The 25,889-nt window shown below is 67.5% G+C and carries 17 protein-coding genes and 6 pseudogenes; 8 read left to right on the top strand and 15 right to left on the bottom strand.

All coding sequences use genetic code 11. The features are described 5' to 3' along the window. The first annotated feature begins 291 nt into the window (after positions 1-291). Complete coding sequence (locus GO592_RS44180) at positions 292-501, top strand: hypothetical protein (RefSeq protein ID WP_237720520.1); 210 nt, start codon at positions 292-294, stop codon at positions 499-501. A gap of 493 nt (positions 502-994) precedes the next feature. Here the strand turns inward: GO592_RS44180 and GO592_RS10330 are convergent. Further along, positions 995-1,331: pseudogene (locus tag GO592_RS10330) on the bottom strand (TetR/AcrR family transcriptional regulator); the annotation flags it as partial. 370 nt (positions 1,332-1,701) lie between these two features. Then, on the bottom strand, positions 1,702-2,142 hold the full coding sequence (locus GO592_RS10325; protein WP_167332382.1) for a MerR family transcriptional regulator: 441 nt from the start codon (positions 2,140-2,142) through the stop codon (positions 1,702-1,704). A gap of 472 nt (positions 2,143-2,614) precedes the next feature. Between GO592_RS10325 and GO592_RS10320 the strand changes: the two are divergent. Further along, a pseudogene (locus GO592_RS10320) lies at positions 2,615-2,817 on the top strand (cold-shock protein). A gap of 175 nt (positions 2,818-2,992) precedes the next feature. Here the strand turns inward: GO592_RS10320 and GO592_RS10315 are convergent. Further along, positions 2,993-3,490 (bottom strand): SRPBCC family protein, encoded by a 498-nt coding sequence (locus tag GO592_RS10315; RefSeq protein ID WP_007299099.1) that lies wholly within the window; start codon positions 3,488-3,490, stop codon positions 2,993-2,995. Between the two features lie 627 nt (positions 3,491-4,117). Here GO592_RS10315 and GO592_RS44175 point away from each other — a divergent pair. Beyond that, positions 4,118-4,507, top strand: a complete 390-nt coding sequence (locus tag GO592_RS44175) for a hypothetical protein (protein ID WP_237720519.1) — start codon at positions 4,118-4,120, stop codon at positions 4,505-4,507. 41 nt (positions 4,508-4,548) lie between these two features. Continuing rightward, a complete protein-coding gene (locus GO592_RS44170) occupies positions 4,549-5,268 on the top strand; it encodes a tyrosine-type recombinase/integrase (protein WP_237720518.1) in 720 nt (239 codons plus the stop codon). 474 nt (positions 5,269-5,742) lie between these two features. Here GO592_RS44170 and GO592_RS10305 read toward each other — a convergent pair. The 10 genes and pseudogenes from GO592_RS10305 to GO592_RS10260 all read right to left on the bottom strand — a co-directional run bounded on the left by GO592_RS10305 (position 5,743) and on the right by GO592_RS10260 (position 20,021). Beyond that, positions 5,743-7,145, bottom strand: a pseudogene (locus GO592_RS10305) (WS/DGAT/MGAT family O-acyltransferase). A 510-nt stretch (positions 7,146-7,655) separates the two neighbouring features. Continuing rightward, positions 7,656-8,324: a winged helix-turn-helix domain-containing protein gene (locus GO592_RS10300; protein ID WP_007299097.1), complete on the bottom strand. Its 669-nt coding sequence runs from the start codon at positions 8,322-8,324 to the stop codon at positions 7,656-7,658. Then, positions 8,321-10,875 (bottom strand): annotated as a pseudogene (locus tag GO592_RS10295) (DUF4118 domain-containing protein). The gene GO592_RS10300 and the pseudogene GO592_RS10295 overlap by 4 nt, the downstream one beginning before the upstream one ends. 35 nt (positions 10,876-10,910) lie before the next feature. After that, positions 10,911-11,846, bottom strand: coding sequence for a potassium-transporting ATPase subunit C (locus GO592_RS10290; RefSeq protein WP_039952138.1), 936 nt, complete (start codon positions 11,844-11,846; stop codon positions 10,911-10,913). Position 11,847: 1 nt separating this feature from the next. After that, positions 11,848-13,995: a potassium-transporting ATPase subunit KdpB gene (gene kdpB, locus GO592_RS10285; protein ID WP_007299095.1), complete on the bottom strand. Its 2,148-nt coding sequence runs from the start codon at positions 13,993-13,995 to the stop codon at positions 11,848-11,850. After that, positions 13,995-15,665: a potassium-transporting ATPase subunit KdpA gene (kdpA, locus tag GO592_RS10280; protein ID WP_007299094.1), complete on the bottom strand. Its 1,671-nt coding sequence runs from the start codon at positions 15,663-15,665 to the stop codon at positions 13,995-13,997. Before kdpA ends, kdpB begins: the two co-directional genes overlap by 1 nt. Next, on the bottom strand, positions 15,665-15,754 hold the full coding sequence (gene kdpF / locus GO592_RS44165) for a K(+)-transporting ATPase subunit F (protein WP_081315424.1): 90 nt from the start codon (positions 15,752-15,754) through the stop codon (positions 15,665-15,667). The genes kdpA and kdpF overlap by 1 nt, the downstream gene beginning before the upstream one ends. 815 nt (positions 15,755-16,569) lie before the next feature. Beyond that, on the bottom strand, positions 16,570-17,715 hold the full coding sequence (locus GO592_RS10270) for a potassium channel family protein (RefSeq protein WP_039952152.1): 1,146 nt from the start codon (positions 17,713-17,715) through the stop codon (positions 16,570-16,572). A gap of 325 nt (positions 17,716-18,040) precedes the next feature. Continuing rightward, positions 18,041-18,706 (bottom strand): potassium channel family protein, encoded by a 666-nt coding sequence (locus tag GO592_RS10265; protein WP_039952135.1) that lies wholly within the window; start codon positions 18,704-18,706, stop codon positions 18,041-18,043. Further along, complete coding sequence (locus GO592_RS10260) at positions 18,699-20,021, bottom strand: TrkH family potassium uptake protein (RefSeq protein WP_371737104.1); 1,323 nt, start codon at positions 20,019-20,021, stop codon at positions 18,699-18,701. Before GO592_RS10260 ends, GO592_RS10265 begins: the two co-directional genes overlap by 8 nt. Positions 20,022-20,284: 263 nt before the next feature. On the opposite strand from GO592_RS10260, the gene GO592_RS10255 reads away from it, so the two are divergent. From GO592_RS10255 to GO592_RS44155, 4 genes and pseudogenes are all read left to right on the top strand, one after another. After that, entirely contained in the window at positions 20,285-20,998 is a 714-nt protein-coding gene (locus tag GO592_RS10255) for a TetR/AcrR family transcriptional regulator (protein ID WP_007299090.1), read from the top strand. Positions 20,999-21,031: 33 nt separating this feature from the next. After that, a pseudogene (locus tag GO592_RS10250) lies at positions 21,032-21,945 on the top strand (ABC transporter ATP-binding protein). A 354-nt stretch (positions 21,946-22,299) separates the two neighbouring features. Next, positions 22,300-22,983 carry a hypothetical protein gene (locus GO592_RS44160; RefSeq protein ID WP_007299087.1) on the top strand — a complete coding sequence of 228 codons (684 nt, stop codon included), beginning with the start codon at positions 22,300-22,302 and terminating at the stop codon, positions 22,981-22,983. Next, the gene (locus GO592_RS44155) at positions 22,983-23,540 is read left to right on the top strand and encodes a hypothetical protein (RefSeq protein ID WP_007299086.1); all 558 of its coding nucleotides are present in this window, start codon (positions 22,983-22,985) and stop codon (positions 23,538-23,540) included. The genes GO592_RS44160 and GO592_RS44155 overlap by 1 nt, the downstream gene beginning before the upstream one ends. A 102-nt stretch (positions 23,541-23,642) precedes the next feature. Here the strand turns inward: GO592_RS44155 and nhaA are convergent. Continuing rightward, positions 23,643-24,969, bottom strand: a pseudogene (gene nhaA, locus GO592_RS10240) (Na+/H+ antiporter NhaA). Continuing rightward, complete coding sequence (locus GO592_RS10235; protein WP_007299083.1) at positions 24,966-25,868, bottom strand: alpha/beta fold hydrolase; 903 nt, start codon at positions 25,866-25,868, stop codon at positions 24,966-24,968. The pseudogene nhaA and the gene GO592_RS10235 overlap by 4 nt, the downstream one beginning before the upstream one ends. Positions 25,869-25,889: the final 21 nt, after the last annotated feature.

Genomic DNA, 25,889 nt, shown 5'->3' with positions numbered 1-25,889 from the left:
GGTTGCCCAAGCGAGATGTCACCAAGGGACGGCGCAAGAGCCGTCGAAGACCCAGAAAGGCATCACACATCGGGGCCTCTGGTACGTGCCTCACCTGTCGCCTCTACGCTGTCTGTCCGCCTTCCGGACGGGGGTTGATTCATCCGCGTGCTGGCGGGTACCGGTTTAGCATGCGTGAAATGACGACGATGATGTCGCTACCGCTGAGCGCTCTGTGCCTCGGCTACCGGCTCGCACGCCTACCGTTGCGCCTGGTGGAGGACGTCACTGCCTCCGAACACATGAGGACACATGAGGATGCTCTCCTACCGGTGCGATCGTCTCGCCGCCCACCTCCTTCGGGACGAGAGTCTGCTGATCGTGGACGACGATTCCTCAAAGCTGATCCGGCTGCACGACTACCACGACCGACTGCCACCGCAGGAATTCATCGTGAACCGAACACGGACCACCTTGCCCAACGACCACGTGCGTGCCCTCAGCACGGCAGTGGAGAAATGACCTCGTGACCGGAGATGCTCGCGGCCTGACCGACGACCGCGATGCAGAGCTCGTCAGCACCTTTGATACGCGAATAAGGCTGCGGGGAAGCAGCATTGACACGTCGAGCGGTGCTCGGTCACAGTGGTCTCGTGAGTGAAATCACGGACACGGGGGTGGTCAGGGCCGAAGTCCAGGTCGACGGTGAAACGGCCAGCGACCTGACCGTCGAGCAAGACGGTCCGGCTGTGTTGCTGCTGCACGGAACGTACTGGAGCAGGGTCTGGCTTCCGGTGCTGGGCCGCCTCGCCAAAACGGGGCTAGGGCCCATCGCGGTCGATCTCCCCGGACTGGGGCATTCTGCAAGCTGTGAAATCGCCGAGGACCGCCCTCGCCGGGCCCGCGGTGCGCAGCAGCGGTACGAACGTGGACAGGCTCCGGCACCAACGGCCACAGGAAGGGCCGCCCTCCTGATCGATGTGGTGTCAACGTGGTCCTGCGCGCTTCTCCAGGGTCAGCGGGCCGTGGTGGTGAGAAGGTGCACCAGGTGTCGAGGGTGATCAGGGCGGCGGCGCTGTCCCGGTCGACGAGCCAGCGCAGCACCACCCCATTCATGCCCGCCAGCGCGGACGGGCGACCTGACCGACCGGAGTGATCCAGGTGACGCCGGCGCTGCTCGCGCAGAGAGTGAGGAACGTGACGGTTTCGGCGTCCATGAGGCGGTATTGCTGCTCGGTGATCGCCCCCGCGGGCAGGTTGCCGACGCTAAGGCGGCGGAGCGCGTGGGAGATGATCTCATAGGTCAGCAACTGGTGGTGAGGGGTGGACTCGATCGGCCACAGTCCCCGGATCCGGCGCGCAGCGTGCCCTTCGGCACGGACAGGCTTCTGATCAGGCCAGCAGGCGGAGCGGACCGGTGCCGACGCCCGGAACGACGGGTCCTTCGCACGGCACACCCGGGGTGGCCAAATCACGCGTGAGTCAGTTCCAGGCATCGGCACCGATCCCGACAGCGATTCCCCTTGCGAAACCGCTACGACACACACTCACAAATCACGCGATGACCGCCTACTTCCGGTTACGACACGCCGGTGACGTCCTGATCTGGCTCGTACACATAGATCATGGATACCGCCGCGGGGTGACGTCGCAAAGGCCCGAGGTGAGATCGCCGAGCGGATAGGCGGCTTCCGACTGGTGCTCCGAAGGGGCGGCGGTGCGTCAGCCGGATGCGGGGCCGGGCTGATCGGACTTGGGGCGGTGGGTGTGCTGGAGTTCAGCGTTGATGCGTCGGGCCTCGGCGAGTTGGTCTTCCAGGATGATGATGCGGCACGCGGAATCGAGCGCGGTGCCCTGGTCGATCAGTTCGCGGGCTCGGGCGGCCAGACGGAGCTGGTATCGGGAGTAGCGGCGATGGCCGCCCTCCGAGCGCCCGGGGGTGAGCAGCTTCGCGGCGTCGAGGCTGCGCAGGAATGCCTGTGTCACGCCGAGGATCTCGGCGGCATGACCCATGCTGTAGGCCGGGTAGTCCTCGTCGTCGAGCTTCCCGGCCGCGCGTCGGTCGGGCGGAACTTCCTGAATGGGGTGACACCTTTCCGACGGACAGGGCCCCCGGCGCCGTGAGGCACCGGGGGCCGGAGCGGGTTTCACTTCCTTGTTCACTGCACTTCTTCCGGCTGTCGGGCCGTCGTGCCGCCCGGCAGCCGCCGGATATGCCGGGGCCTTACACACTCACATCAACCCTTGCCCGGCACATCCTGGTCTTGCGGTACTTCTCTGCGGGCAGTTCATTCTCTCCCGCACCTCGTGAACTCTTTCCTTGCGACGAGAGGAACACTACAACAGCGCCCCCTCAATGTCTACAGTCACCACTACAGAAATTCTGGAGCGGTTGACCGGGGATTTCACACCCGACAGCCGACTTTCCTGGCCACGTCGGCGGCCGCTCGCTCGACGGACCGGCTCGCGTTGATCGATGACGGACGGCGAAGTCGGCAGTCGCAGTAGGCGTCGAGATGTCCGCTTCCTCAGATCAGGTGTGGTCGTCCCGATCCGTCCTCGGGGTGGCAGGATCACTGGTATCGAGATCGGGAATCAGATGTGAGTACCGGATCGATATTCAGGGAGTATCGGCATGGCGCAGGGCATTGCGAAGTGGTTCAACAGCGAGAAGGGCTTCGGTTTCATCGCGCCCGACGACGGAACTCCGGACGTCCTCGTGCATTACTCGGAAATCATGGGCAGCGGTCTCACGTCGCTCGATGAGAATCAGCGTGGGAGTTCGAGGTGGGCCAGGGACAGAAGGGCCCGCAGGCCACGAATGTGCGGGCTGTCTAACTGGTCTGCGGGACCGCACCCGCCGGGTGCGGTCCTCATTCGATAGCCGGATGAGTACTGCCGACCGGTCAGCGATCCACGGACTGAACCTCTGCGACTGAGGGTGTGTGCCCGCCCGGGTCAGCTGGAAGGTTCAGGCTCACACCTGCCCACCAGTGACGACGTCACGAATGCGTCAGTCCGGTGTGTGCTCGGTGGACTCTGGCATGAGAAGTTGCGCGGACAGCAGCTCCAGTGCCTGTCGTGCGTAGCCACGCCACATCGAGGTGATCAGCGGCATGACAAGTGCCCCAAGGGCCCTCGAGTGCAGGGTCCATCGCCAGGTGATCATCGTCCCGGTCCCGTGCGGGACGAACTCCCAGGTTCCGTCGATGCTGTCGACCAGCGGCCGCATCGGGCCGGTAATGTCGCTGAGCCGGTAACTGAACGAGTGAGGCGCATCGACGACCGTCAGCAGCTCGCGCATCGTTCCGCCGTCCGTGGTGACCACTGTGCGCGACTGTCCGACCCGGCTCCAGATCCCGTCCTGCCCGCGGACCTGCTTGATGGGCGGCAGCAGGGCGTAGCGGCGGGAGAAGATCGCAGTCAGAGGGATCGGCAGCGTCACATCAAAGGCTTGCCGGCGCGCGATCGGGATCGCCCGCGACTGCTCGACTGTGATAGGCGTGGCCATCACGCGAGCCTAACGTATGCGGCAGCGGCCAGTGATGGATCCTTGATCGGGGGCGACTACTGACCGAACGTGAATCGCAGATTCGCGTTGATGAGTTCGTTCACTCGCTTGCGCATGCGGACGATCGTCTCCCCGTGCGGGACCGGTTCATCGACGACCAATGTCCAGTACAGGGTGGTGCTGCCGTGTCGTGGGCCTATGTCGAAGCGGATCCGTGCATCCGGTCGCCACGGGCCAGATCGATGTCCAGACGACAAGGTTTCGATTCGACAGCTTCTGCGATCATGGACGTTGTTCGTCGTTGTGCAGGATCAGCCACGGACGAACCGGGTCGCGGTCCGGGTTGGTGAGAGCTTCGTAGACGATGCGAGGCGGCGTTGATTGAGTGCGACGCCGGCTAGCAATTACGGGCACACCGAACCATATCGTTGCTTCTCAGGTTTCGATCACCGAACCGTCACCGGGCGAGGTTGGCGCATGGCGCTAGACCGAGGCAGTCGGTACCTGTCCCGAAATCGGATCGCTGAGCGGGACGTCTCCGGTCGGATCCGCGGGGCGCCCGTTCTCCAGATAGAGGGTTGAGTCATCGGCCCTAGCCTGCAACGCCTTCCGGGTACGCCTGAGCATGTGCGTCGGGAGACAGATCGGCGGCGTGGTCGACGCCCTCACCGCCGACTGCTCGACGAACGGGCCCGGCTGGACCGGCTGGCCGCCACCGTGGAGGAAAGGTTCCACTCCGATGAGTTGCAAAAGGTGGCCAAGGAGCTCGCGTCAGCGCGTCGAGACCTCACCTACGAGGAGGACGATGCCTTCTGGCGGTGGGCCGTCATCGAGACGCTGCGTCACACCGGAATTCGGTCCGAGGAACTGCTCGAACTCACTCACCTTGCCTTGGTGAGCCACCGGATTCCGGACACCGGTGAAGTCGTGCCGCTATTACAGATTGTCCCGTCCAAGAGCAACCAGGAGCGACTGCTACTGGTGAGCCCGGAACTTGCCAATGTGCTTGCCACGTAATCGCGCGTCTGCGCCACAACAACAACGGAACCATTCCGCTCGTGCCGCGGTTCGACTCGCACGAACGAATCTGGACAGCACCACTGCCATTCCTGTTCCAGCGAGCTCGCGACCATCGACGGGTAGTGATCAGCCCCGGCCTGCTCGGCAAACTCCTGCGCGACGCGTGGAGCCTCGCGCAAATCCGCAACGCGGCTGGGGATCAGATCTACGCAACACCTCACGACTTCCGCCGAATGTTCGTCACCGAGTCGATCGCCAGCGGTCTGCCGATCCATATCGCGGCGAAGTTGCTCGGCCATGCCAGCATCACCACTACGCAGGCCTATCATGCCGTTTTCCAAGACGACCTGATCCGCGCGTACCGCACCTACCTCGATGCCCGTCGCAGCAGCAGACCCGCCGAGGAATACCGCGAACCGACCGACGCCGAATGGGCCGAATTCCAGCAGCACTTCCAGAACCGCAAGCTCGAACTCGGCGACTGTGGCCGCCCGTATGGGTCGCCGTGCAGCCATGAGCACGCATGTATTCGATGCCCAATGCTGCGCGTCGATCAACGCGCTCGCGGACGCCTGGTTGAGATAATCGCCAATCTGCGCGAACGTATCGACGAAGCCCGCGGCAACGGATGGCGAGGCGAGGTCCAGGGACTGCAGACCAGCCTCGACGCGGCCGCGACCAAGCTGGCCGGACTCGACCGAGCGGCACGCGCGGCGGCACCGGCCGGACCTATCAGCCTCGGCATGCCGGGGAGATAACCGGCGACACTTTCGCAGCGTGCCCGCCAGGCCGCCGGTCCGCAGTTGAGGCGGTGCCCGAAACAACCTCAGTGTCTCGGGCGATTCTCGATCTCCGCGGCCGCGAATTCGTGGGAAGAAGATCCAGTCCATGGTTGACGACCTCCTGCTCGAGGCCTAGCGAGGAAATCGACGGGTCACCCGACTGGGGTTCGCCGCACCCGGTCACTGCGCCGGGTTGGGTGTAGTCAGGCGCGAACATCGCCTCGAGATGGGCCTTGATCTCTTCGGTGCTCATCGTCCCCGTGCGCGCCGCGGGTCCGCGGGCCGGGATGGCCGGTGTCCTCGATGAGTTCATGTGTTCCTTGTCTTCGCATCGTATGAATCTTGTTACACCGGAGGTGCACTCGTCACGTCATCAGTGCACTGGATGCGAGGACCCCCGCCGACAGGGCCGGAACGGCTCGTCGGGGTGGCGGGGCAGGTCCCGTGTGGTCAGAGACCCACTGCGTGTTCGAGTGCGTCGAGCTCGTGGCCGAGGTGGGCGGTCAGCGTGTGCAGACGCGGCACGGTGCTCGGCATCCGGTGATCCCGAAGGAGATGATGTCGTCGTTGCTGGTGCAGGTGATGTTGAGTCCCTGCCCGTCGACGGGGATCGAGAGCGGGTACACCGCGTCGAGGCGCGCACCGTTCCAGTACAGGGCTCTGCGTGGCCCGGGGACGTTGGAGATGATCAGGTTGAACGGTGGACGTAGCCTCCGGTTGTGCCCGAACAGCATGCTCGCCCCGGCCGGGCCCGCCCCGAGTGCGCTCATCGCCAGGATCTGGGCCGTGCTCATCGCGGCCAAGGCTTGTCTTCCTTCGCGCATGCAGGTGCGCACTGTGTTCAGTCGGGCCGCCGGGTCGGGCAGGTGGGTGCCGAGATTGCACATCAGCACCCCGACACCGTTGCCGCCGTTGGCTCCTTGGTGTTCGTCGCGTAGCGAGACCGGGACCATCGCGATCAACGGCTGCGCGGGCAGCGCGCCGTTCCAGTGCAGGTAGCTGCGCAGCGCCCCCGCGGACATGGCGAGCACCACATCGTTGATGGTGGCATCGGCCGCCTTGGCGACCAGGCGCAGCCGTTCGAGCGGCCAGGACCGGGCCGCGAACTGGCGAGCACCCGAAATTGGTTCGTTGAACATGGTTCTGGGGGCGGTCAGTAAGAGCGGTCCGCCCTGCTCGTGCACCGCTCGACCGAGGGTGCCGGCCAAGGCGGGGACGAGTCCGACGACTTCGCCGACCGCGCCGCCGGCGGCGCGGACCGCCGCCCTCGGCAGATCGATCACGCCTGCCGCGCCGACGATGCCGGTCGCCGGGGCCGGTGGCCGTGGGTGCGGGGGCTGCCACGGTGCGCGCATATCGCGCTCGTCGGGGTCCTCGCTGAGGGTGCGGCGCAACATGTTCATCGCGCTGACCCCGTCCGCTACGGCGTGGTGGATCTTGGTGTACATCGCGTAGCGACCGTCGCGGAGTCCCTCGATCAAGTGGGTCTCCCACAACGGGCGGCTGCGATCGAGCAGGGCGGAATGCAGGCGCGAGCACAGCGCCCACAATTGTGCCTCGCCTCCGGGCTCGGGCAGGGCGTCGTGACGGACGTGATGCCCGAGATCGAGGCGGGCGTCCACTTCCCAACCCCACTGCCCCAACGACGTCCACGATCACCGGGCCCGTTTCCCCAGCATCGGGGCCACATCCCGATCGCCGTCGGTCAGCGCAGTATCGAACAGCGCCAGCACGTCCCGGGCGTCGGCCCCCTCCGGCGGCTGGAAGATCTGCACACCACCGACGTGCATCGGGTGCTCAGGCGACTCGCCGAGCAGAAACATCGAGTCCAGCGGCGACATGGGAAACAACATGACGATGGCCTTTCGAACCTCGAGCAATGGGCGGACCAAAGGAATCCGTCGGGGAAAACTGTGGGCAGCGGCGCGGGTCTCATTCACCGTTGTCGAGAGTGCTGCTCCCGATCGTCTCGATTAGCAGTCAGGCGATCTCTCGTGGCCGCGCGGTGTCACGTGAGCGGGTGCGACCGTGAACCGCAGGAGCCCGGGGGCTTCGGCGCTTGCCGTGGGGACCACCGAGGCGGCGTGCGCTGCGGTTCAATCGGCTGGGTGTGCGGGACTACCGGGTGTGGGCGCCTGTCGAGGAGCCGGACAACCCCGATACCGCAGGGACGGAACCGAGAGGCACCAGTTCGAGCAGCACATCATCCAAATGTCCTTCTGTCCACAAATCATCGGCGAGCCGGGCAAAGACCAGAGTGCTTCCCGCACACCGGTGTTGGCGAGAGGCCGAACGGATTCTTGCGATATCCGTACGCAGAACCCGACCATCCTTGATCCACACGGGTCGGTACCCGCGACCGGTCATGGTTCGAAGCGGTAGCCCATGCCGGGTTCGGTGATGAGGTGACGGGGCCGGGACGGGTTCGGTTCGAGCTTGTGGCGGAGCGAGGCCAGGTAGATCCGCAGGTAGTGGGTGTCGGTGGCGTGACCGGGCCCCCACACCGCGGTCAGGAGTTGTCTTCGCTCGATGAGTGTCCGAGGGCTGCGCAGCAGCGGTTCGAGGATTGCCCATTCGATCGGGGTGAGGTGGACCATCTCGCCTCTGGGGTCGGTGACGGTTTTGCGGGCGAGGTCGACCCGGAGGTCGCCGACCGCGATGATGGACGGCCTGCCGCTGTCGGGGGTGCGCCGGATGACGGCGCGGACGCGGGCAAGGAATTCGTCGATGCCGAAGGGTTTGGCGATGTAGTCGTCGGCGCCGGCGTCGAGAACGGCGACCTCCTCGTGCGGTTCGGCCTGCGCGGACAGGACGATGATCGGCCTGTGGCTCCAGCCGTGCACTCCCTCGATGACGCCGAGGTCGGGAAGGTCGAGGTCGAGGACCACCAGGTCGGGTTGCCACACAGCGGCCTCGGTGAGTGCCTGCGTGGGGTCGGGTGCGGTGCGCACGTCGTAGTGCTGCGCCTGGAGGGTGAGACTGAGGGCCCGGCGCAGCTGCGGCTCGACCCCCACCACCAGAATACGGCTCATGCGGGATCTTCGAGATCGACTGCGGCGGTGTTGGTCTCGGCCGCGGGCAGGGTGACGATCATCGTGACGCCGCCGCCGGGGGTGTCGTCGGGCACGATGGTGCCGCCCATGGCCTCGGCGAGGCCCAAGGCCAGGGCCAGCCCGAGTCCGATCCCGCTGCCGTTGGCGCTGTCGCCGAGCAGTTGGAACGGTTGGAAGACGAGATCACGCTTGCCTTCGGGTATTCCGGGGCCCCGGTCGACGACCCGTATTTCGACCAGGGATCCGTGCGCGCTCGCCGCGACCAGAACACCCCTGCCCGGCGGGGTGTGGCGCAGGGCGTTCGCGATCAGGTTGACCAGCACCCGCTCGAGTAGAGCCGGGTCGGCGAGCACGTCGGGGACATCGTCGGGGATCTGCAGTTCCACGATGTCGGCGCCCGGTCCGACGGCATCGAGGGCGAGCGGGACGACCTCGTCGAGCGCGGTCGACTGGGTCGCGATGCCGAGCGCGCCGGCCTGCAGGCGGCTCATGTCGAGCAGGTTGGTGACCAACCGATCAAGCCGTTGCAGCGAGGTGGCGGCGATGTCGAGCAGTCCGCCCCGATCCTGATCGGACCAGGCCACCTCGGGGCTGCGCAGGCTCTCCACCGCCGCCGTGGCCCCGGCGAGCGGGGTGCGCAGGTCGTGGCTGACGGCGCCGAGCAGGGCGGTGCGCATCCGGTCGGCCTCGGCGAGGGGACGGACCTGCTCGGCCTCGTCCTCGAGTCGTTGCTGGCGCAGCGCCACCGCGGCCTGGGCGGCGAAGGCCTCGAGAACCTGCCGGTCTGCGGCCGGGAGCGTTCGGCCGCACAGCACGAGCGTGAGGTCGTCGTCGACGGCGACGGCCATGTCGCCGTCGTCGGGGCTCGTGCAGGGCTCGCCGCCGACCGTATCGGCTACTCGCCAGCGTTCCGGTTCTTGTTGCCGTCCGGGAGTCAACGGGGTGTCCGGTGGGCGCTCGAGCAGGGTGACGGTGTCGAGTGCGTAGGTTTCGCGTAGTCGTTCCAGGATCACCGGCAGTGCCTTCTCTCCGCGCAGCACGCTGCCCGACAGGTTGGCCAGCACGGCGGCGTTCGCACTGGCCTGCGCCGCTTCACGGGTGCGGCGGGCGGCGAGGTCGACCACGGTGCTGACGGCGATCGCGATGAGAACGAAGACGAGCAGGGCGAGGACGTTCTGGGCCTCGGCGATGGTGAAGGTGTACAGCGGTGGGGTGAAGTAGTAGTTCAGTAGCGCGGAGCCGAGCAGCGCGGCCACCAACGCCGGCCACAGTCCTCCGGCCAATGCGACCCCGACGACCCCGATCAGGAAGATCAGGATGTCGCTCGGCAACGACAGTTGCCCCCGCAGATTCGCGAGCGCGATCGACAGCAGCGGCATTCCGGCGAGGGCGATCACGAACCCCGCCGCCCGGCGCCGCCGGGTCAACGCCGACAGGCGCGCGGCCCGGCCCTGTTTGGTGGCCTCGTGGGTGACCATGTGCACGTCGATGCTGCCCGACAATGCGGTCACCTCCACCCCGACCCCGCGGGAGAAGATTTGCGCGAGCCGGCCTCTTCGGGACGCGCCCATCACGAGCTGGGTGGCGTTGATCCCGCGGGCGAACTCGAGCAGGGCGCCGGGGACGTTATCGCCCACCACGTGATGAAAGGTGCCGCCGAGGCTCTCCACCAGTGCCCGTTGCCGGGCCAGGTGGGCGGGGCTGGCGCCGGCGAGACCGTCACTGGGAGTGATATGAACGGCGAACAGGTCGGCGCCCTTGGACCGGTCCGCGATCCGTGCCGCCCGGCGGATGAGGGTCTCCCCTTCGGGGCCGCCGGTCAGTCCGACGACGACGCGTTCGCGCGCTTCCCAGGTGCCGGTGATGTGGTGGTCGGCCCGGTAGCGGTCGAGTTGGTCGTCGACCTTGTCGGCCAGCCAGAGCATCGCCAGTTCTCGCAGGGCGGTGAGGTTTCCGACCCGGAAGTAGTTGCCGAGTGCGGCGCCGACCGTCTCCGCGGATAGACGTTGCCGTGGGCCATCCGGCGCCGCAAGGCTTCGGGGGTCATGTCGACCAGCTCGACCTGGTCGGCGCGGCGGACGACCTCGTCGGGGACCGTCTCGCGTTGCGGTATGCCGGTGATCTGTTCGACGACGTCGTTGAGCGACTCGAGGTGCTGGATGTTGACCGTGGAGATGACATCGATGCCGGCATCGAGGAGATCCTCGATGTCCTGCCAACGCTTTTCGTGCTGTGAGCCCGGAATGTTGGTGTGAGCGAGCTCGTCGACGAGAGCCACCCGCGGTGCGCGCGCGATCACCGCGTCGGTGTCCATCTCGGTGAACGTCGTGCCGCGGTAGGTCATGGTTTTGCTGGGGACGACCTCGAGGTCGTCGAGCATCTCCACAGTGCGGGGCCGGCCATGGCAGTCGACATAGCCGACGACCAGGTCGGTGCCGCGCTCGCGCCGGCGCCGCGCCTCACCGAGCATGGCGTAGGTCTTGCCGACCCCGGGTGCGGCGCCGAGGTAGATGCGCAATGTGCCCCTCATGGCACCTCCTTGTCCGCCACCAGTGACGGGTCCGCTCAGCCCCTGACCGGGTACTTCTGGTCGAGCGCGATGTTGAGCTCGAGGACGTTGACCCGCGGTTCACCGAGGAAGCCCAGCGTGCGCCCGGCCTGGTTGTCGGCGATCAGTGCGCGGACCTGGTCGACGGGGATTGCGCGGGCATTGGCCACGCGGGCGGCCTGTAGGTCCGCGTAGGCCGGCGAGATGTGCGGGTCCAGGCCACTGCCGCTGGCGGTGACGGCGTCCGCCGGGACGGCCGGGGCCGCCGGGGCGTCTCCGCGGATCGGGACGATCTGGCCGATCGCATAGTCCTCGCCGAATTCGGCACACTCCACCTGCACACCCTCATACGCCCCGAGGAACGGGGTGACCGGAGCGGCGGGGTCGCTCGAGCACGGTTCGTTGACGCTGACCACCCGGATCGGATTCACCACGTTGCCGAGCGAATCCCGCGGGCCGATCACCGACAGCACCGCGCCGACACCGCCGGGGGTGCAGAACGGGCGGGACCCGTCGACCCCCTCGAGCTGTCCGACGGACCGGCTTCGCGAGCACACCGTGGTGAGCAGGCTCGCCTTGAAACCCGCATCGGTGGAGTCCATTCCGGCCCCGATCAGTGCGGGGTCGGCCGGGGTGTCCTGGATGCTCTCCGGGCCGAGGTTGCTCGCGCTCGTCGACGTCGGGTCGTAGCCATCGCCCGCCGCGGACGGCCGGCTCTGGAAGTACTGCGCGAGGGGATTGCCATCGGCGTCGGTGAACAGTTGACCGATCAGCGTGCTGCCGACGGCCTGCCCGTTCACCTCGACGATTGACCCCTCGGCCTTCTCGTGCAGGCTCGGGCCCGAGGCCACCGCCCAGACCGCGAGCGGGTACGCGATGCCGGTGATCACGGTCAGCACGAGCAGGGCCCGCACCGCCGCCAGGTGCTGCCGAATCCAACTGGAAATACGCATGTCAGGACATCCCGGGGAGGAATTGGACGATCAGGTCGATGAGCTTGATCCCGACGAACGGCGCGATGATGCCGCCGAGGCCGTAGACGTAGAGGTTGCGGCTGAGCAGCTTCGAGGCGCTGCTCGGTGTGTATTTCACCCCGCGCAGTGACAGCGGGATCAGGGCGACGATGATGATCGCGTTGAAGATGACCGCGGACAGGATCGCCGATTGCGGGCTGTGCAAGCGCATGACGTTGAGCAGGTCGAGGCCGGGGAAGACCGCGACGAACATCGCGGGGATGATCGCGAAGTATTTGGCGATGTCGTTGGCGATGGAGAACGTCGTCAGGGCGCCGCGGGTGATGAGCAGCTGTTTGCCGATCTCCACGATCTCGATGAGCTTGGTCGGGTCCGAGTCGAGGTCGACCATGTTGCCGGCCTCTTTCGCCGCCGACGTCCCGGTGTTCATGGCAACACCGACGTCGGCCTGCGCGAGGGCGGGCGCGTCGTTGGTGCCGTCACCGGTCATCGCGACGAGTTTGCCGCCCTCCTGCTCCTGCTTGATCAGCGTGAGCTTGTCCTCCGGGGTTGCCTCGGCCAGGAAGTCGTCCACGCCGGCCTCGTCGGCGATCGCCTTGGCGGTGAGCGGATTGTCACCGGTGATCATCACGGTGCGGATGCCCATCCGGCGCATCTCGTCGAAACGTTCCCGCATGCCCTGCTTGACAACGTCTTTGAGATGGATCACGCCCAGCACGGCGGCCCGGCCGTCGGTGACCTCGCCGACCACCAGGGGGGTGCCGCCGGACGCGGAGATGCCGTCGACGAGCTGCCCGAGCTGCGCGGGAACCTCGCCGCCTTGGCGGCGGACCCAATCCGCGACCGCGGTGGCGGCGCCCTTACGCAGTTGGTGACCGCCGTCGAGGTCGACGCCGGACATCCTTGTCTGCGCGGTGAACTCCACCCAGCTCGCGTGCACGAGTTCACCCGGCGTGCGTTCGCGCAGCCCATACGCCGCCTTGGCGTACACCACGATCGAGCGGCCCTCGGGGGTCTCGTCGGCGAGGCTGGAGAGCTGCGCGGCGTCGGCGAGCCGGTCCTCGGACACCCCGGTCACCGGGAGGAACTGTGATGCCTGCCGATTACCCAGGGTGATGGTGCCGGTCTTGTCCAGCAGCAGGGTGTTCACGTCACCGGCCGCCTCGACCGCGCGCCCGGACATCGCCAGCACGTTGCGCTGCACGAGGCGGTCCATCCCGGCGATGCCGATGGCCGAGAGCAACGCCCCGATGGTGGTCGGGATGAGGCAGACCAGCAGCGAGACCATCACGATGCCGGTGACACCGTGCGCATCCAGCGCGGAGGTGTCCGGGACGCCGGGATTGTGCGCCTTGGAGTAGATGGCGAGTGGCTGCAGCGTCGCGACGGCGAACACGAAGATGATCGTCAGCGCGGCCAGCAGGATGTTGAGGGCGATCTCGTTCGGGGTCTTCTGCCGGTTGGCGCCCTCGACGAGCGCGATCATCCGGTCGATGAAGCTCTCCCCCGGTTTCTGGGTGATCTTGACGACGATCCGGTCCGAGAGCACCTGGGTGCCGCCGGTGACCGCGGACCGGTCGCCGCCGGACTCGCGGATGACCGGTGCGGATTCGCCGGTGATCGCCGATTCGTCCACCGAGGCAATGCCTTCGACGACGTCACCGTCGCCGGGGATGGTTTGCCCGGCCTCGACGACGACGACGTCGCCCTGGCGCAGCTGTGGCGCCGGCACCTGCTCCTCGGTGACGACGGCGCCGGGTTGCCAGTCGGTGAGCCGGCGGGCGAGCATGTCGGTCTTGGCCTTGCGGAGTGTGTCGGCCTGGGCCTTGCCGCGGCCCTCGGCGACGGCCTCGGCGAGGTTGGCGAAGATCACCGTCAGCCAGAGCCAGAACACGATCGCCCAGGCGAACCAGGTGGGATCGATGATGGCCAGCACGGTGGCCCAGACCGCACCGACCTCGACGATGAACATCACCGGGTTGCGCCACAGGGTGCGCGGGTCGAGTTTGCGGACCGCGTCCGGCAACGACCGCAGGAGCATCTTCGGGTCCAGGAGCCCGCCCCGCACCCGATCTCCCGTGGCCGGCTGCGACGGTCCGGCGGACGCCGCGATGGTCGTGGTGGACATCAGTGGATTCCTTCGGCCAACGGTCCGAGCGCGAGCGCGGGGAGGAAGGTGAGGGCGACCAGGATCAGGGTTACCCCGGCGACCATCCCGACGAACTGGGGTCGGTGGGTGGGGAGGGTGCCGATCGAGTCCGGGGTGGTGCCCTGCCTGGCGAGGGCTCCGGCCAGTGCCAGGACGAAGATCATGGGCAGGAACCGGCCGAAGAGCATGGCCAGGCCGAGTGCGGTGTTGTACCAGGTGGTGTTGACGGTGATGCCGGCGAATGCGGAGCCGTTGTTGTTGGCGGCCGAGGTGAAGGCGTAGAGGACCTCGGACAGTCCGTGGGGACCGGTGTTGAGCATCCCGGCCCGCTGCCCCGGCAGCGCCATCGCGACGGCGGTGCCGACCAGGACGATCAGTGGGGTGATCAGGAAATACGATGCAGCAAGCTTGATTTCGCGGGGCGTGATCTTCTTGCCCAAGTACTCCGGGGTGCGGCCGACCATCAGCCCGGCGACGAACACCGTGATGACCGCGAGGATGAGCATCCCGTACAGGCCCGAGCCGGTACCGCCGGGGGCGACCTCGCCGAGCTGCATGTTGAACAGCGTCATCAGCCCGCCCAGGCTGGTGTACGAATCGTGGAAGGAATTGACGGCACCGGTCGAGGTCAGTGTGGTCGAGGCCGCCCAGGTCGCCGAGTTGGCGACACCGAATCGTTGCTCGACACCCTCCATCGACGCGCCGATCGCGGTGGGCACCGTGCCGTGATGCTGCAACTGGACGATGCTCATGATCGTCACGCTCACGATAGCGAGGGTCGCCATGACGGCGGCGATCGCGTACCCCTGCTTTTTGCTGCCCACCATCCGGCCGAACGTGCGGGGCAGTGAGAAGCTGATCGCCAGCAGCAGGAAGTTCTCCACCCAGTTCGTCCAGGTGGTGGGGTTCTCGAATGGGTGCGCAGAGTTGGCGTTGTAGAACCCGCCGCCGTTGGTGCCGAGTTCCTTGATCGCCTCCTGGCTGGCCACCGGGCCGCCGGTGATGGTCTGTGTGGTCCCGGCGAGCGTGTCGGCGATCTGGGTGTGGAGATGGAAGTTCTGGATCACCCCGCCGGCGACCAGCACGACCGCGGCCACGAACGCGATCGGCAGCAGGATGCGGAGGGTCCCGCGGACCAGGTCCACCCAGAAGTTGCCGAGATTGCCGGTGCGGCGGCGGGCGAAGCCGCGGACCAGGGCCATCGCGACGGCCATACCCACGGCGGCCGAGACGAAGTCCTGCACGCCGAGGCCGGCCATCTGCACCAGGTGCCCCATGGTGGATTCGCCCGAGTACGCCTGCCAGTTGGTGTTGGTCACGAAACTGACCGCGGTGTTCCACGCCAGCGGCGCGGTCATCTCGGTGGCGGGATCGGGCAGGTGCAGCGGCAGATGCTGTTGCAGCAGCTGAAATCCGAACAGGAACAGGATGCTCACCGCGGAGAACGCCAGCACGCTGCGGGCGTAGACCGGCCAGGCCTGCTCCCCGTGGGGGTCGGCGCCGATCAACCGGTAGATCACCCGCTCCACGCGGGAGTGTTTGGTGCCGCTGTACACCCGGTACATGTAGTCGCCCAGCGGTTTGTGCACCAGCACCAGGGCGAGCACGAGGGAGCCGGTGAACAAGATTCCCGCGGTGGTGGTACTCACTAGAACCTCTCGGGGAAGAGCAGGGCCGCGATCAGGAAGACGGCGAGAAGCACGACCAGGACCAGGCCGACGGCGTTGTCGAGGTTCACAACCGTTCCACCGCCCTCTGGATCACGCCGAGCAGGGCGAAGACCACCACGGTCAGCAGGATGAACACAAGAACGGACATCTCTCGTTCCTTCGTTTGCTGGAAGCTCTGCGGGTCCCGTCGTCACCCTTCGGCTCCACCACGCGGGGTGCACAAGAGAGTTAACGTCACGCCGAGCCGAATGCGACGTTCGTTGACGGATCCTTGACGCCCACCGCAACGTCTTGACGTTGCTCTTACGCACCGCGCGCCGGTCGATGCGGCACTCGGATCGGTTGACACGTGAGCGGGGTGCCGACGGCACCGACTGTCAGGCGCGCAGGCTCAGGTCCCGGTGTGCGGGGTGATGCGGAACGCGATCTGGCACGCCATCGCATCGCTGTGCTTGCGCACGCAGATGCCCGGTCCCGCGTCGTTCACTCCGCGGCATCGTCCTACCGCGGCGCGGGGTGGTTGTTGAGGTAGCGGAGCACCAGGGCTGCCCCGACGAAGACGCCGAGGAGCAGGACCGTGACGAGTAGATCACCATCCATGACGAGACTTCCCTTCCCATACCGGCGGCACCCGCGTCGACAACTGTCAGTTCCTCGAGATGCCCCCGCACGTCTAGGGTTCCCCGATCATGCTCGCCGGTAACAGGTCGCATCTGCCCGGGCGGGCCTGCGTTCGCCGCACCCGCGCCGAAGAGCAGCGCGGCGCGGTGACTTCGGTGGGGATCGCCTGCAGAATGCGGTCGACGCCGACCTCGAATCCGGCGGCTGGGGCGCCCCGACCGAGCCTGCCACCACATGTTGCGCATCGGTGTGTTGTACCCCGTCAGTTGGGGCTGCGCAGCCGCGGGAGCGGGCATCCCACCGCAACCGGGTTGGTCGGGGCACTTCGGTCGGCCCGCACTCCGTCCGTCGCCCGCCGGATGTAGAGCAGCTTGTCGCCGGCCTCGATGACGTCGACCTCGGTGGTGCCGGCGCGCAGTAGCCTGTCGTCGCGCACCACCGCGAGCACGAGGTCGGACAGGTGCCGCGGCGAACCACCGATCTCCTCCCGTTCGACCGTGCGTTCGGCGATCGCCAGTCCCGATTCCGGGGTGAGGAGGTCCTCGATCATCTCCACCACTGTGGGGGTGGAGATTGCGATACCGAGTAACCGGCCCGCGGTTTCCGAGGAAATGACCACGGAGTCGGCGCCGGACTGCCGCATCAGGTGGGTGTTCTCCGATTCCCGGATCGCGGCGACGATCTTCGCCTTCGGTGCCAGCTCACGGGCGGTGAGTGTCACCAGTACCGCGGTGTCGTCCCGGTTGGTTGCGACGATGATCGACGAGGCGTGCTGCGCACCCGCGAGGCGCAGCACATCGGATTTCGTCGCCGAACCCTGCACCGTGACCAGTCCCTGTCCGACGGCGGTCTCGAGTACCACGGGATCGGTGTCGACTACCACGATGTCGGTCGGGGCGACACCGTCTCCGAGCATTGCGTCGACCGCGGTGCGTCCCTTGGTGCCGTAACCGGCGACCACGGTGTGATTGCGTGCGCGGCGCCGCCAGCGTTGGATCTTGAACGACTGCCGGGAGGTCTCGGTCAGCGCGGACAGGGTGGTACCGACCAGGACGATGAGGAAGAAGATCCGCAGCGGTGTGATGACCAGGATGTTGACCAGCCGCGCCTGCACGGTGATGGGGGTGATGTCGCCGTACCCGGTCGTCGACAGCGACACCGTCGCGTAATAGATGCAATCGAGCAGCGACAGCCCGTCGTCCTGGGAATCGGAGTATCCGTCGCGATCGAGGTACACCACGAGTACCACCAAAGCCAGCGCCGTCAGTGCGTACCCGATCCGCCGGGTGATGGCCCGCCCGGGGCTGTCCTGCATCTGCGGCACCCGCACGATTCCGACCAGTGCGAAGTCGGGGCGCTCGGTGAGCACATCCGATCGATTCAACCGTGCCCGCAGCGCACCGCGCATCGTCTCGATCACCTCGGTCTCGTTGCCGATTTCGGGCCGCAGCCTACACGTCGACGGCGCAGCCGGGGTGGGATCATCCTCCGGAATCGGGTATCCGAGGCGGAACGCAGCCAGCCCTATCAGGTCAGCACACCGGACGTAGGCAATCGGCTGCGGGTTCCCTACCCACTACCTTCCCTACCCACTACCGTCCCAATTCGTCCCTCTGCCGGCGGCCAAGCCTGCTCGTACCGATGTCAGGCGAGATTCTGTATCTTCGCGCTGAGAACGGGCGACGTGACGCCCGGTGCACCTGACCTAGGTCGATGCCCGCGTACCTGGTCGGTCAGGTCAGTTCGCTGAATCGTTCGGTGTCACGGACCTGGCCGGAGACGATGATCGTGTCACCCGCAGCGATGACGGTATCGGCGGTGGCGTAGGTGAAACCCTCGCCGGGTCGTTTGATCGCGACGACGGTGACCCCGTGCGTGGAGCGGACGGTGGTCTCGCCCAGCCGTTTCCCTACCACGGTGGCGGGTGGGGTGGTTTTGACCATGGCGAAGCCGTCGTCGAATTCGATGTAGTCCATCATCCGGCCGCGCACCAGGTGCGCCACCCGCTTGCCCATGTCGTGCTCGGGTCGCACGACGTGCGTGACCCCGATCTGGCGGAGGATCTTCGCGTGGGCGTTGCTGATGGCTTTGGCCCACACGTTCGGTACCGACATGTTGATCAGCGCCGACGCGGTGAGCAGGCTGGCCTCGAGGTCGGAGCCGATCCCGACGACGGCCCGGTCGTAGTCGTGCACCGACAGCTGGCGCAGTGATTCCTCGTCGGTGGTGTCGGCGACTGCGGCGTGGGTGAGGCGGTGCGAGACCTTCTGCACCACCGCCTCGTTCGAGTCGATGCCGAGCACTTCGGTGCCCTGCTCCATCAGTTCGAGGGCGAGGGACTTGCCGAATCGGCCCAGCCCCAGCACGACGACGACGTCGGAGGATGGTTTCCTAGCCAATGAAGGGCCTTTCTTCGGGGAGTTCGTAGCGGCGATCCCGCTGCCTGGCGGCGAGGGCGCTGACCAGGGTGATGGACCCGATGCGGCCCAGATACATGAGCAGGACCAGGATCAGCTGGCCCCAGGCGGGTAGTTGCGCGGTGATGCCTGTGGACAGGCCCACCGTCGCGAACGCGGAGGTGACCTCGAACAACAGCACGTTCAGGTCGAAGTCGGTGCCCGCGAGCAGCACGATCGTGGGGACCATTACCAGCGCGACGCCGATGAGCGCGACCGACAGGGCTTGGCGTTGCACCCGCGGGGCGATCCGGCGGTCGAAGATGACCACCGCGCGGTCACCGCGCACCTCGGCGACGATCGCGAACAGCAGTAGCGCGAAGGTGGTGACCTTGATGCCGCCGGCGGTCCCGCCGCTGCCGCCGCCGATGAACATCAGCACGTCCGTCACCAGCAGGGTCGCCGGATCCATCTGGGCGTAGTCGACGCTGTTGAAGCCGGCGGTGCGGGGCATGATGCCCTGGAACGCGGCCACCAGCAGCTTCGACCCGAGATCGTGGTCGCGCAGGGTGTAGCCCCACTCGAGTGCCAGCACCAGCACCGGACCGGCCACCAGCAGCACCGCGGTGACCGCCACGGTCAGCCGGGTGTGCAGGCTCCATCGTCCGGAGGTGGTGCCGCGGACCCGCCGGCCCACCTCGAAGAGCACCGGGAACCCGATGCCGCCGAGGATCACCGCGGCCAGCAACGGGATACAGATCCACGGGTCGTCGGCGAATCCGATGATGTTGTCGCTGTAGAGCGCGAAGCCGGCGTTGTTGAACGCCGAGATCGCATGGAACACTCCCAGCCACAGTGCCCGGCCGGGCGGTTCGTCGTAACCGGCCGCGAACCTCACCGTCAGGCACAGCGCGGTGACGGCCTCGATGAGGATGCTGACCCGGACGACGCCGACGACGACGCTGCGCACGTCCCCGAGCCCGGAGGCCCGGACCTCGGCGGCGGCGTTGAGCCGGGCCCGCAGCCCGATCCGGTTCGCGAGCATCAACCCGACCAGCGAGGCCATCGTCATGATCCCGAACCCGCCGACTTGGATCAGACCCAGGATGACCCCCTGGCCGAACCCCGACCAGTGGGCGGGGGTGTCGACCACGATCAGCCCGGTCAGGCACATCGCCGACGTCGCCGTGAACAGCGCGTCGATGACACCGGTGTCCGTGCCCGGCTGGGTCGCCGCCGGCAGGAGCAGTAGCCCGGTGCCGGCGGCGATCGCCGTCGCGAAACCCAGGGCCACCACCCGCACTGGGGTCAGCGCCACCCGTCCCGCGGCACGCCGCAGCGCGGAAGCCGGCGACGCACCGGTGCGTGAAGTCACGAACAGGAGGGTAGACCCGGACGTCGCCGACGCGGTGCGCGGCTGCACGGTACGTCTCGCAGTGCGACTCCTCCGGAGCGGCACGGGTCACCATTTCATCGACGGCCGACTCTCACGATCGACCGACGTGCCCGACCACGAGGGCCCGACAGGAGAGCCGGTCCGGCCCTTGTGCCCGTACTGATCGCGTGTTCAGGATACTGAGTATGCGTTCAAAGGAGCGTGCTCGGGGGCCGCGTGCCGCGGCCCGTGACGGTGATCTGACGGCGGCGGCGCGGATCCGCGACGCGGCCATACTCCGGTTCAGCCGCGACGGGTTCGGGGTCAGCCTCCGCACGGTGGCCGAGGATGCCCAGATCAGCGGCGGGTTGATCCTGTATCACTTCGGAACCAAGGAGGGGCTGCGCCGCGCGTGCGACGAGTGGGTGCTCCGGGAGATCCGGGAGTCCAAGCGTGCGGTGCTGGGCACCGGTGAGACCGGGCCGTGGCTGGCGCAGCTCGGGCAGACCGACCACTTCGCGCCGCTGGCGATGTATGTGGCCCGCACCTTGCAGGCCGGCGGGGAGGCCGCCGCGGCGTTTTTCGATCACCTGGTCGACGACGCGGCCGGCTACCTCGAGGAGGGGGTACGCAGCGGTGTGATCACCCCGTCCCGGGACCCGTACGCCCGGGCGAGGTTTCTCACCGGTATGAGCGTGGGAACGGTGCTGCTGGAGATGTCGCTGCGCCCGCAAATGTTGCGCGACGGCGACTTCACCGGCTTCTTCCAGGCCGTCGCGGAGGCCACGACCGGGCCCGGCCTCGAGCTCTACACCCAGGGATTGCTCACCGATCGGCAGATGCTCGACGACTACCTGATGTATGTGGCGGATCCGCCTGCCAGGACAGACGACGGCGATATCGCCGCCGCCCAACCCTGACAACAGCAGATCCTCCCCACATCAGGAACCTCCATGAACACTGTCCTCGAGGTCGAGAACCTCACGAAAAACTTCGGAACCGTCACCGCCCTAGACGAACTCGACCTGACCGTCGGTGCCGGAGAGGTCGCCGGCTTCCTCGGACCCCACGGCGCCGGCAAGTCCACCACCATCCGGGTGCTGCTCGGGCTGCTGCGCGCCGACGCCGGAAGAGCGAGCGTCCTCGGACTGGACCCGTGGCGCGACACCGTCGAGCTCCATCAGCGGCTGGCCTACGTGCCCGGGGACGTCAATCTGTGGCCGACGCTGACCGGCGGCGAGGTGATCGACCTGCTGTGCCGGCTGCGCGGCAACGTCGACCCCGCCCGCCGCACTGAGCTCATCGACCGCTTCGAACTCGACCCCCGCAAGAAATGCCGCACCTACTCCAAGGGCAACCGGCAGAAGGTAGCCCTGATCGCCGGGCTGGCCTCCGATGTGGAACTGCTCATCCTCGACGAGCCGACGTCGGGGCTGGACCCGCTGATGGAGCAGGTGTTCCAGCGGTGCATCGACGAGGTGAAACAGCAAGGCCGATCTGTCCTGCTGTCCAGTCACATCCTCGCCGAGGTCGAAAAGCTCTGCGACACCGTCACCATCATCCGGGACGGGCGAGCGGTGGAAACCGGGACGCTCGAGCAGCTGCGGCACCTGACCCGCTCGACGATCACCGCCGCCACCGACCGGGACGCCTCCTCGCTCGCCCGGCTTCCCGGCGTGCACGAGCTGCGACTCGAGCGGACCGCACCGTCTTCGAGGTGGACAGCGCCCACCTCGACGAGGTGATCCGGGCTCTCGCCGAGTACGGGGTCCGCAGCCTCGAGAGCGCACCGCCCTCACTCGAGGAACTGTTCCTGCGCCACTACGGCGACACCCGCGAGACCGATCCGGTGGGGGGTGCGCGATGAGGGCACTGCGCGCCACCCCGGCCCTGCTGCGGCTGAACCTGTGGCGGGACCGGATCAAGCTGCCCGCCTGGGTGCTCGGCATCGCGCTGATGACGATGTACTTCGGCAACGCCCTGAAGCTGGCGTACCCCACCGACGAGGACATCGCCAACGTCACGTCCTTCGCCAACAGTCCCGCCGCGATCATGATGTCCGGTCCCGGCTACGGCATGGACAACCCGACCCTGGAGGCGTTCCTCGCCAATCAGTACGCCCTGTACCTGATAGTCGCCGCGGCATTGATGAACATCCTGCTGATCGTGCGGCACACCCGCCTCGGAGGAGGGCGGGCGCACCGAACTGATCCTCGCCGGGGTGGTCGGCCGATTTGCGCCGCTGACCGCGGCGATGCTCACCGCACTCGTGGCGAACACCGCCCTGGTCGTGTCCGGAACTTTGGCCCTGGCCGGCCCCGGGTTCGACGCCGCCGGCTCCCTGCTGCTCCTGACCGGGTTCGCCGCCCTCGGCCTGGTGTTCGCCGCGATCACGGCCCTGATGTGTCAGGTGACCGAACACGCGCGGGCCGCCACCGGGCTGGCCGCTGCCGTCCTCGGGACCGCCTTCCTGGTCCGCGGGATCGGTGACCTCACGGCCGAGCACGGCAGTGCCCTGTCCTGGCTCTCGCCGATCGCGTGGTCGCAGCAAACCCGGGTGTTCGTCGACCCCCGCTGGTGGCCACTGACGCTGTCGATCGGGTTCGCCGGTGCCGCGTTGGTCGGCGCCTACGTGCTCGTCGGCCGTCGGGACGTCGGCGCCGGCCTGGTGGCGCCGCGGCTCGGGGCTGCGGAATCGTCTGCGGCACTGTCGCATCCGTTCACCCTGGCGGTGCGGCTGCAGCGCGGCGCCATTATCGGCTGGGCGGTGGGACTGAGTGTGGCCGGGCTGTTCTACGGTGCGTTCACCGAATCGATCGCCGACGCGTTCGGGGACCTGCCCGACGACATCCTGGTGATCATGGCGGCGCCGAGGACAACCTCGTCGACGGCTACCTCGGTGTGATGGGCTTCACGATGGCCTTCCTCGTCTCCTGCTTCGCGATCTTGTCCGTCCGCCGCCTGCGCAACGAGGAACAGGCCGGGCGCGCCGACCCGGTGCTGGCCACGAAAACCAGCCGGGCAGGGTGGATGGGATCGGGTGTGGCCGCCGCCGCGGCCAGCTCGATCGTGCTGCTCGGCTTCTCCGGCGCCGCCACCGGTCTCGGCGCGGCGTTGGTGACCGGGGAGCCCGGGTACGTCGTGACACTCAAACTCGCGTACCTCGCGCACACCCCGGCGGTTCTGGTCGTGGCCGCGGTCGCCGCGCTGCTGTTCGGTCTGGTGCCCCGGGCGTTCGGTGCGGTGTGGATCCTGCCGGTGTTCGGGTACCTGGTCGGCACCTTCGGCCCCATCCTGCAACTACCGCATTGGATCGGCGATCTCTCACCGCTGGGCCACATTCCGCAGATGCCGTTGGAAGCTTTCACCGCCACGCCGGTGATTGCTCTTCTGCTGGTTGCGGCGGCAGCGGTCGCCGGGGGGCTCGCGACCTTCCGCCGCCGTGACATCGCCGCCACCTGAGTGGGAATCACCCGACATCTGTGTCTGGCCGGGCTGTGCCCGGCGAGAACACAGTCCGGCCGAGACACACCAAAGGTGACCGAGAGTGTCGGGGTTCCGGCGTTACGGTGAGCGGTCTCGTCCACCGTTGTCGGTGAACACGTCGGGGATGCCGTCTTCATCCTCGTCAACGGATTCCTCCTCGGCGATCAGCCGGTAGGCGCGGTTGCGGATCCGCAGCAGGATCGAGGCGATAAAGGCGGCGACCAGGGAACCACACAGGACGCCGATCTTGACGTGGTCATCGCGCAGGGACGCCGCGCCGAAGGCCAATTCCCCGATCAGCAGCGAGACGGTGAATCCGATGCCCGCAAGCATCGCAACGCCGAGGATGTCGATCCACCGCAACCCGGAATCCAGGCTCGCCCGTGTGAAGCGGGACATCAGGAACGTGGTTCCGAAGATGCCGACGGTCTTGCCGAGGACGAGTCCGGCGACGATCCCGAGCGCGATGGGATCGGACAGGGCGTCAGTCAGCCCATCCAGGCCGCCGACGGTGACCCCGGCGGCGAAGAACGCGAACACCGGCACCGCGAACCCGGCGGAGATCGGCCGGATCCGGCGCTCGAAGTGCTCGGCCAGCCCGGGTCCGGCGTCCGGGCCGCCGGCCGCCTGGCTGCGGATCACGGGAACCGCGAAGCCGAGGAGAACGCCGGCGACGGTGGCGTGCACCCCGGAGGCGTGCACCAGCGCCCAGGTGAGCGCGGCGAGGGGAATCAGCAGCCACCAGGACCGGATCCGGCGCTGCACCGCGAAGGTGAAGGCGGCGAACGGAATCAAGGCGGCCAGGAGCGGGATGGGGGACAGTGTCGGAGTAGAAGACGGCGATGATGGTGATGGCGAGCAGATCGTCCACCACGGCGAGAGTCAGCAGGAAGGTGCGCAGCGTCGAGGGCAGGTGGGTGCTGATCACCGCGAGCACCGCCAGGGCGAACGCGATGTCGGTGGCCGTGGGAATCGCCCACCCCTGCAGGGCATCTCCGCCGGTGCGCAGATTCACCAGGGCGAACAGCACAGCGGGTACGGCCATGCCGCCGATGGCCGCGACGATCGGTAGTGCGGCTCGGCGGGGGTCGCGTAGGTCGCCGGCGACGAATTCGCGTTTGAGTTCGAGGCCGACGACGAAGAAGAAGATCGCCAGCAGCCCGTCCGCCGCCCACGTCCCGAGCGGCAGATCCAGGTGCCAGGCGGCGGGCCCGATCGTGACATCCCGCAGGGCGTCGTAGCCGCCGGACCAGGGCGAGTTCGCCCACACCATGGCGACGACGGTCGCGGCGAGCAGCAGGGCGCCGCCGACGGTCTCCTTCCGGAGAATCTGCGCGATGCGGGAGGTTTCGGCCCATGACCCTCGGGGGAACAGGGGTGTCCGGGTGGGGTGCGGGGTGCTCACTCGGTGTCCTTCTGGAGGGGTGGGAGCGAGGAGATCAGCTCCGCGACGGCGTCGGCGGCTTCCCGCAGGGCGAGGTGGCCGCACCGTGCAATGGTGCGCATGTCGACACCGAGCAGCGCCCGGGCCGGTCCTCGAAGACGATCCGGGTGAATCAGGCGGTCGTGCTCGCCGGTGGCGACGACGATGGGGACCTGCCCGGCCCAGCGGCGGATCGGGCGGGCGGGTAGTGCGCTCGGAAGCCGCCCGGGGGAACAGTGCTCGGAGATCATGCTGTACCAGCTGACCAGGCTCATGTCCGGAAGGAAACCGGGTGCCATCAGATACGACAGGAGCTGTTCGCTGTGCTCGAAGGAGGGATCGAGCAGCCACTTCGTGCGCAACCGCGTCACCTCCAGCGTGCGCTTGATCGGCACGATTCCTGCGGGATTGACCAGGACCAGTCCGGCGACCCGGGTCTTGTCGGGGGTGGACGCCAGCGCGATCGCGGCACCGAGGGAGTGACCGAGCACCACCACCGGTTCCGCACACAGTTGGGGCAGTAGCTCGTCGAGCCAGCTCCCATACGCCTCGGGCAGGTGGTGATGCGGTCGCCGGGACGAGCTCAGTCCCGGCTCACCCGGAAGATCGGGGATCAGGATCCGGTGCTCTGTCCGTAGCGTGCACACGGTCGCCAGACTCATCGCGGCGTTGAGCCCGGCACCGGGCAGCATCACCACCGGAGGTCGCCCGGTGCTTATCCCGGCCGTCAGAACGGTGGTCGCTCCCAGGGATGTGTCGATCCGTTCGAGGGAATGGGGCACAGGCCACCCCTGCAGTCTGTCCCGGCAGGTGCGGCGCACGGGAACACTGTCCCCGCGTTCGCGGTAGATCCCATGGGTGGCGACCGGGATACGTTTCATGGCCGCCCCCTGGCCGTCGTT

Source organism: Rhodococcus sp. 21391 (assembly GCF_016772255.1).
Lineage (GTDB): Bacteria > Actinomycetota > Actinomycetes > Mycobacteriales > Mycobacteriaceae > Rhodococcus_F > Rhodococcus_F opacus.
This window is presented reverse-complemented; position numbering and strand designations above follow the sequence as displayed.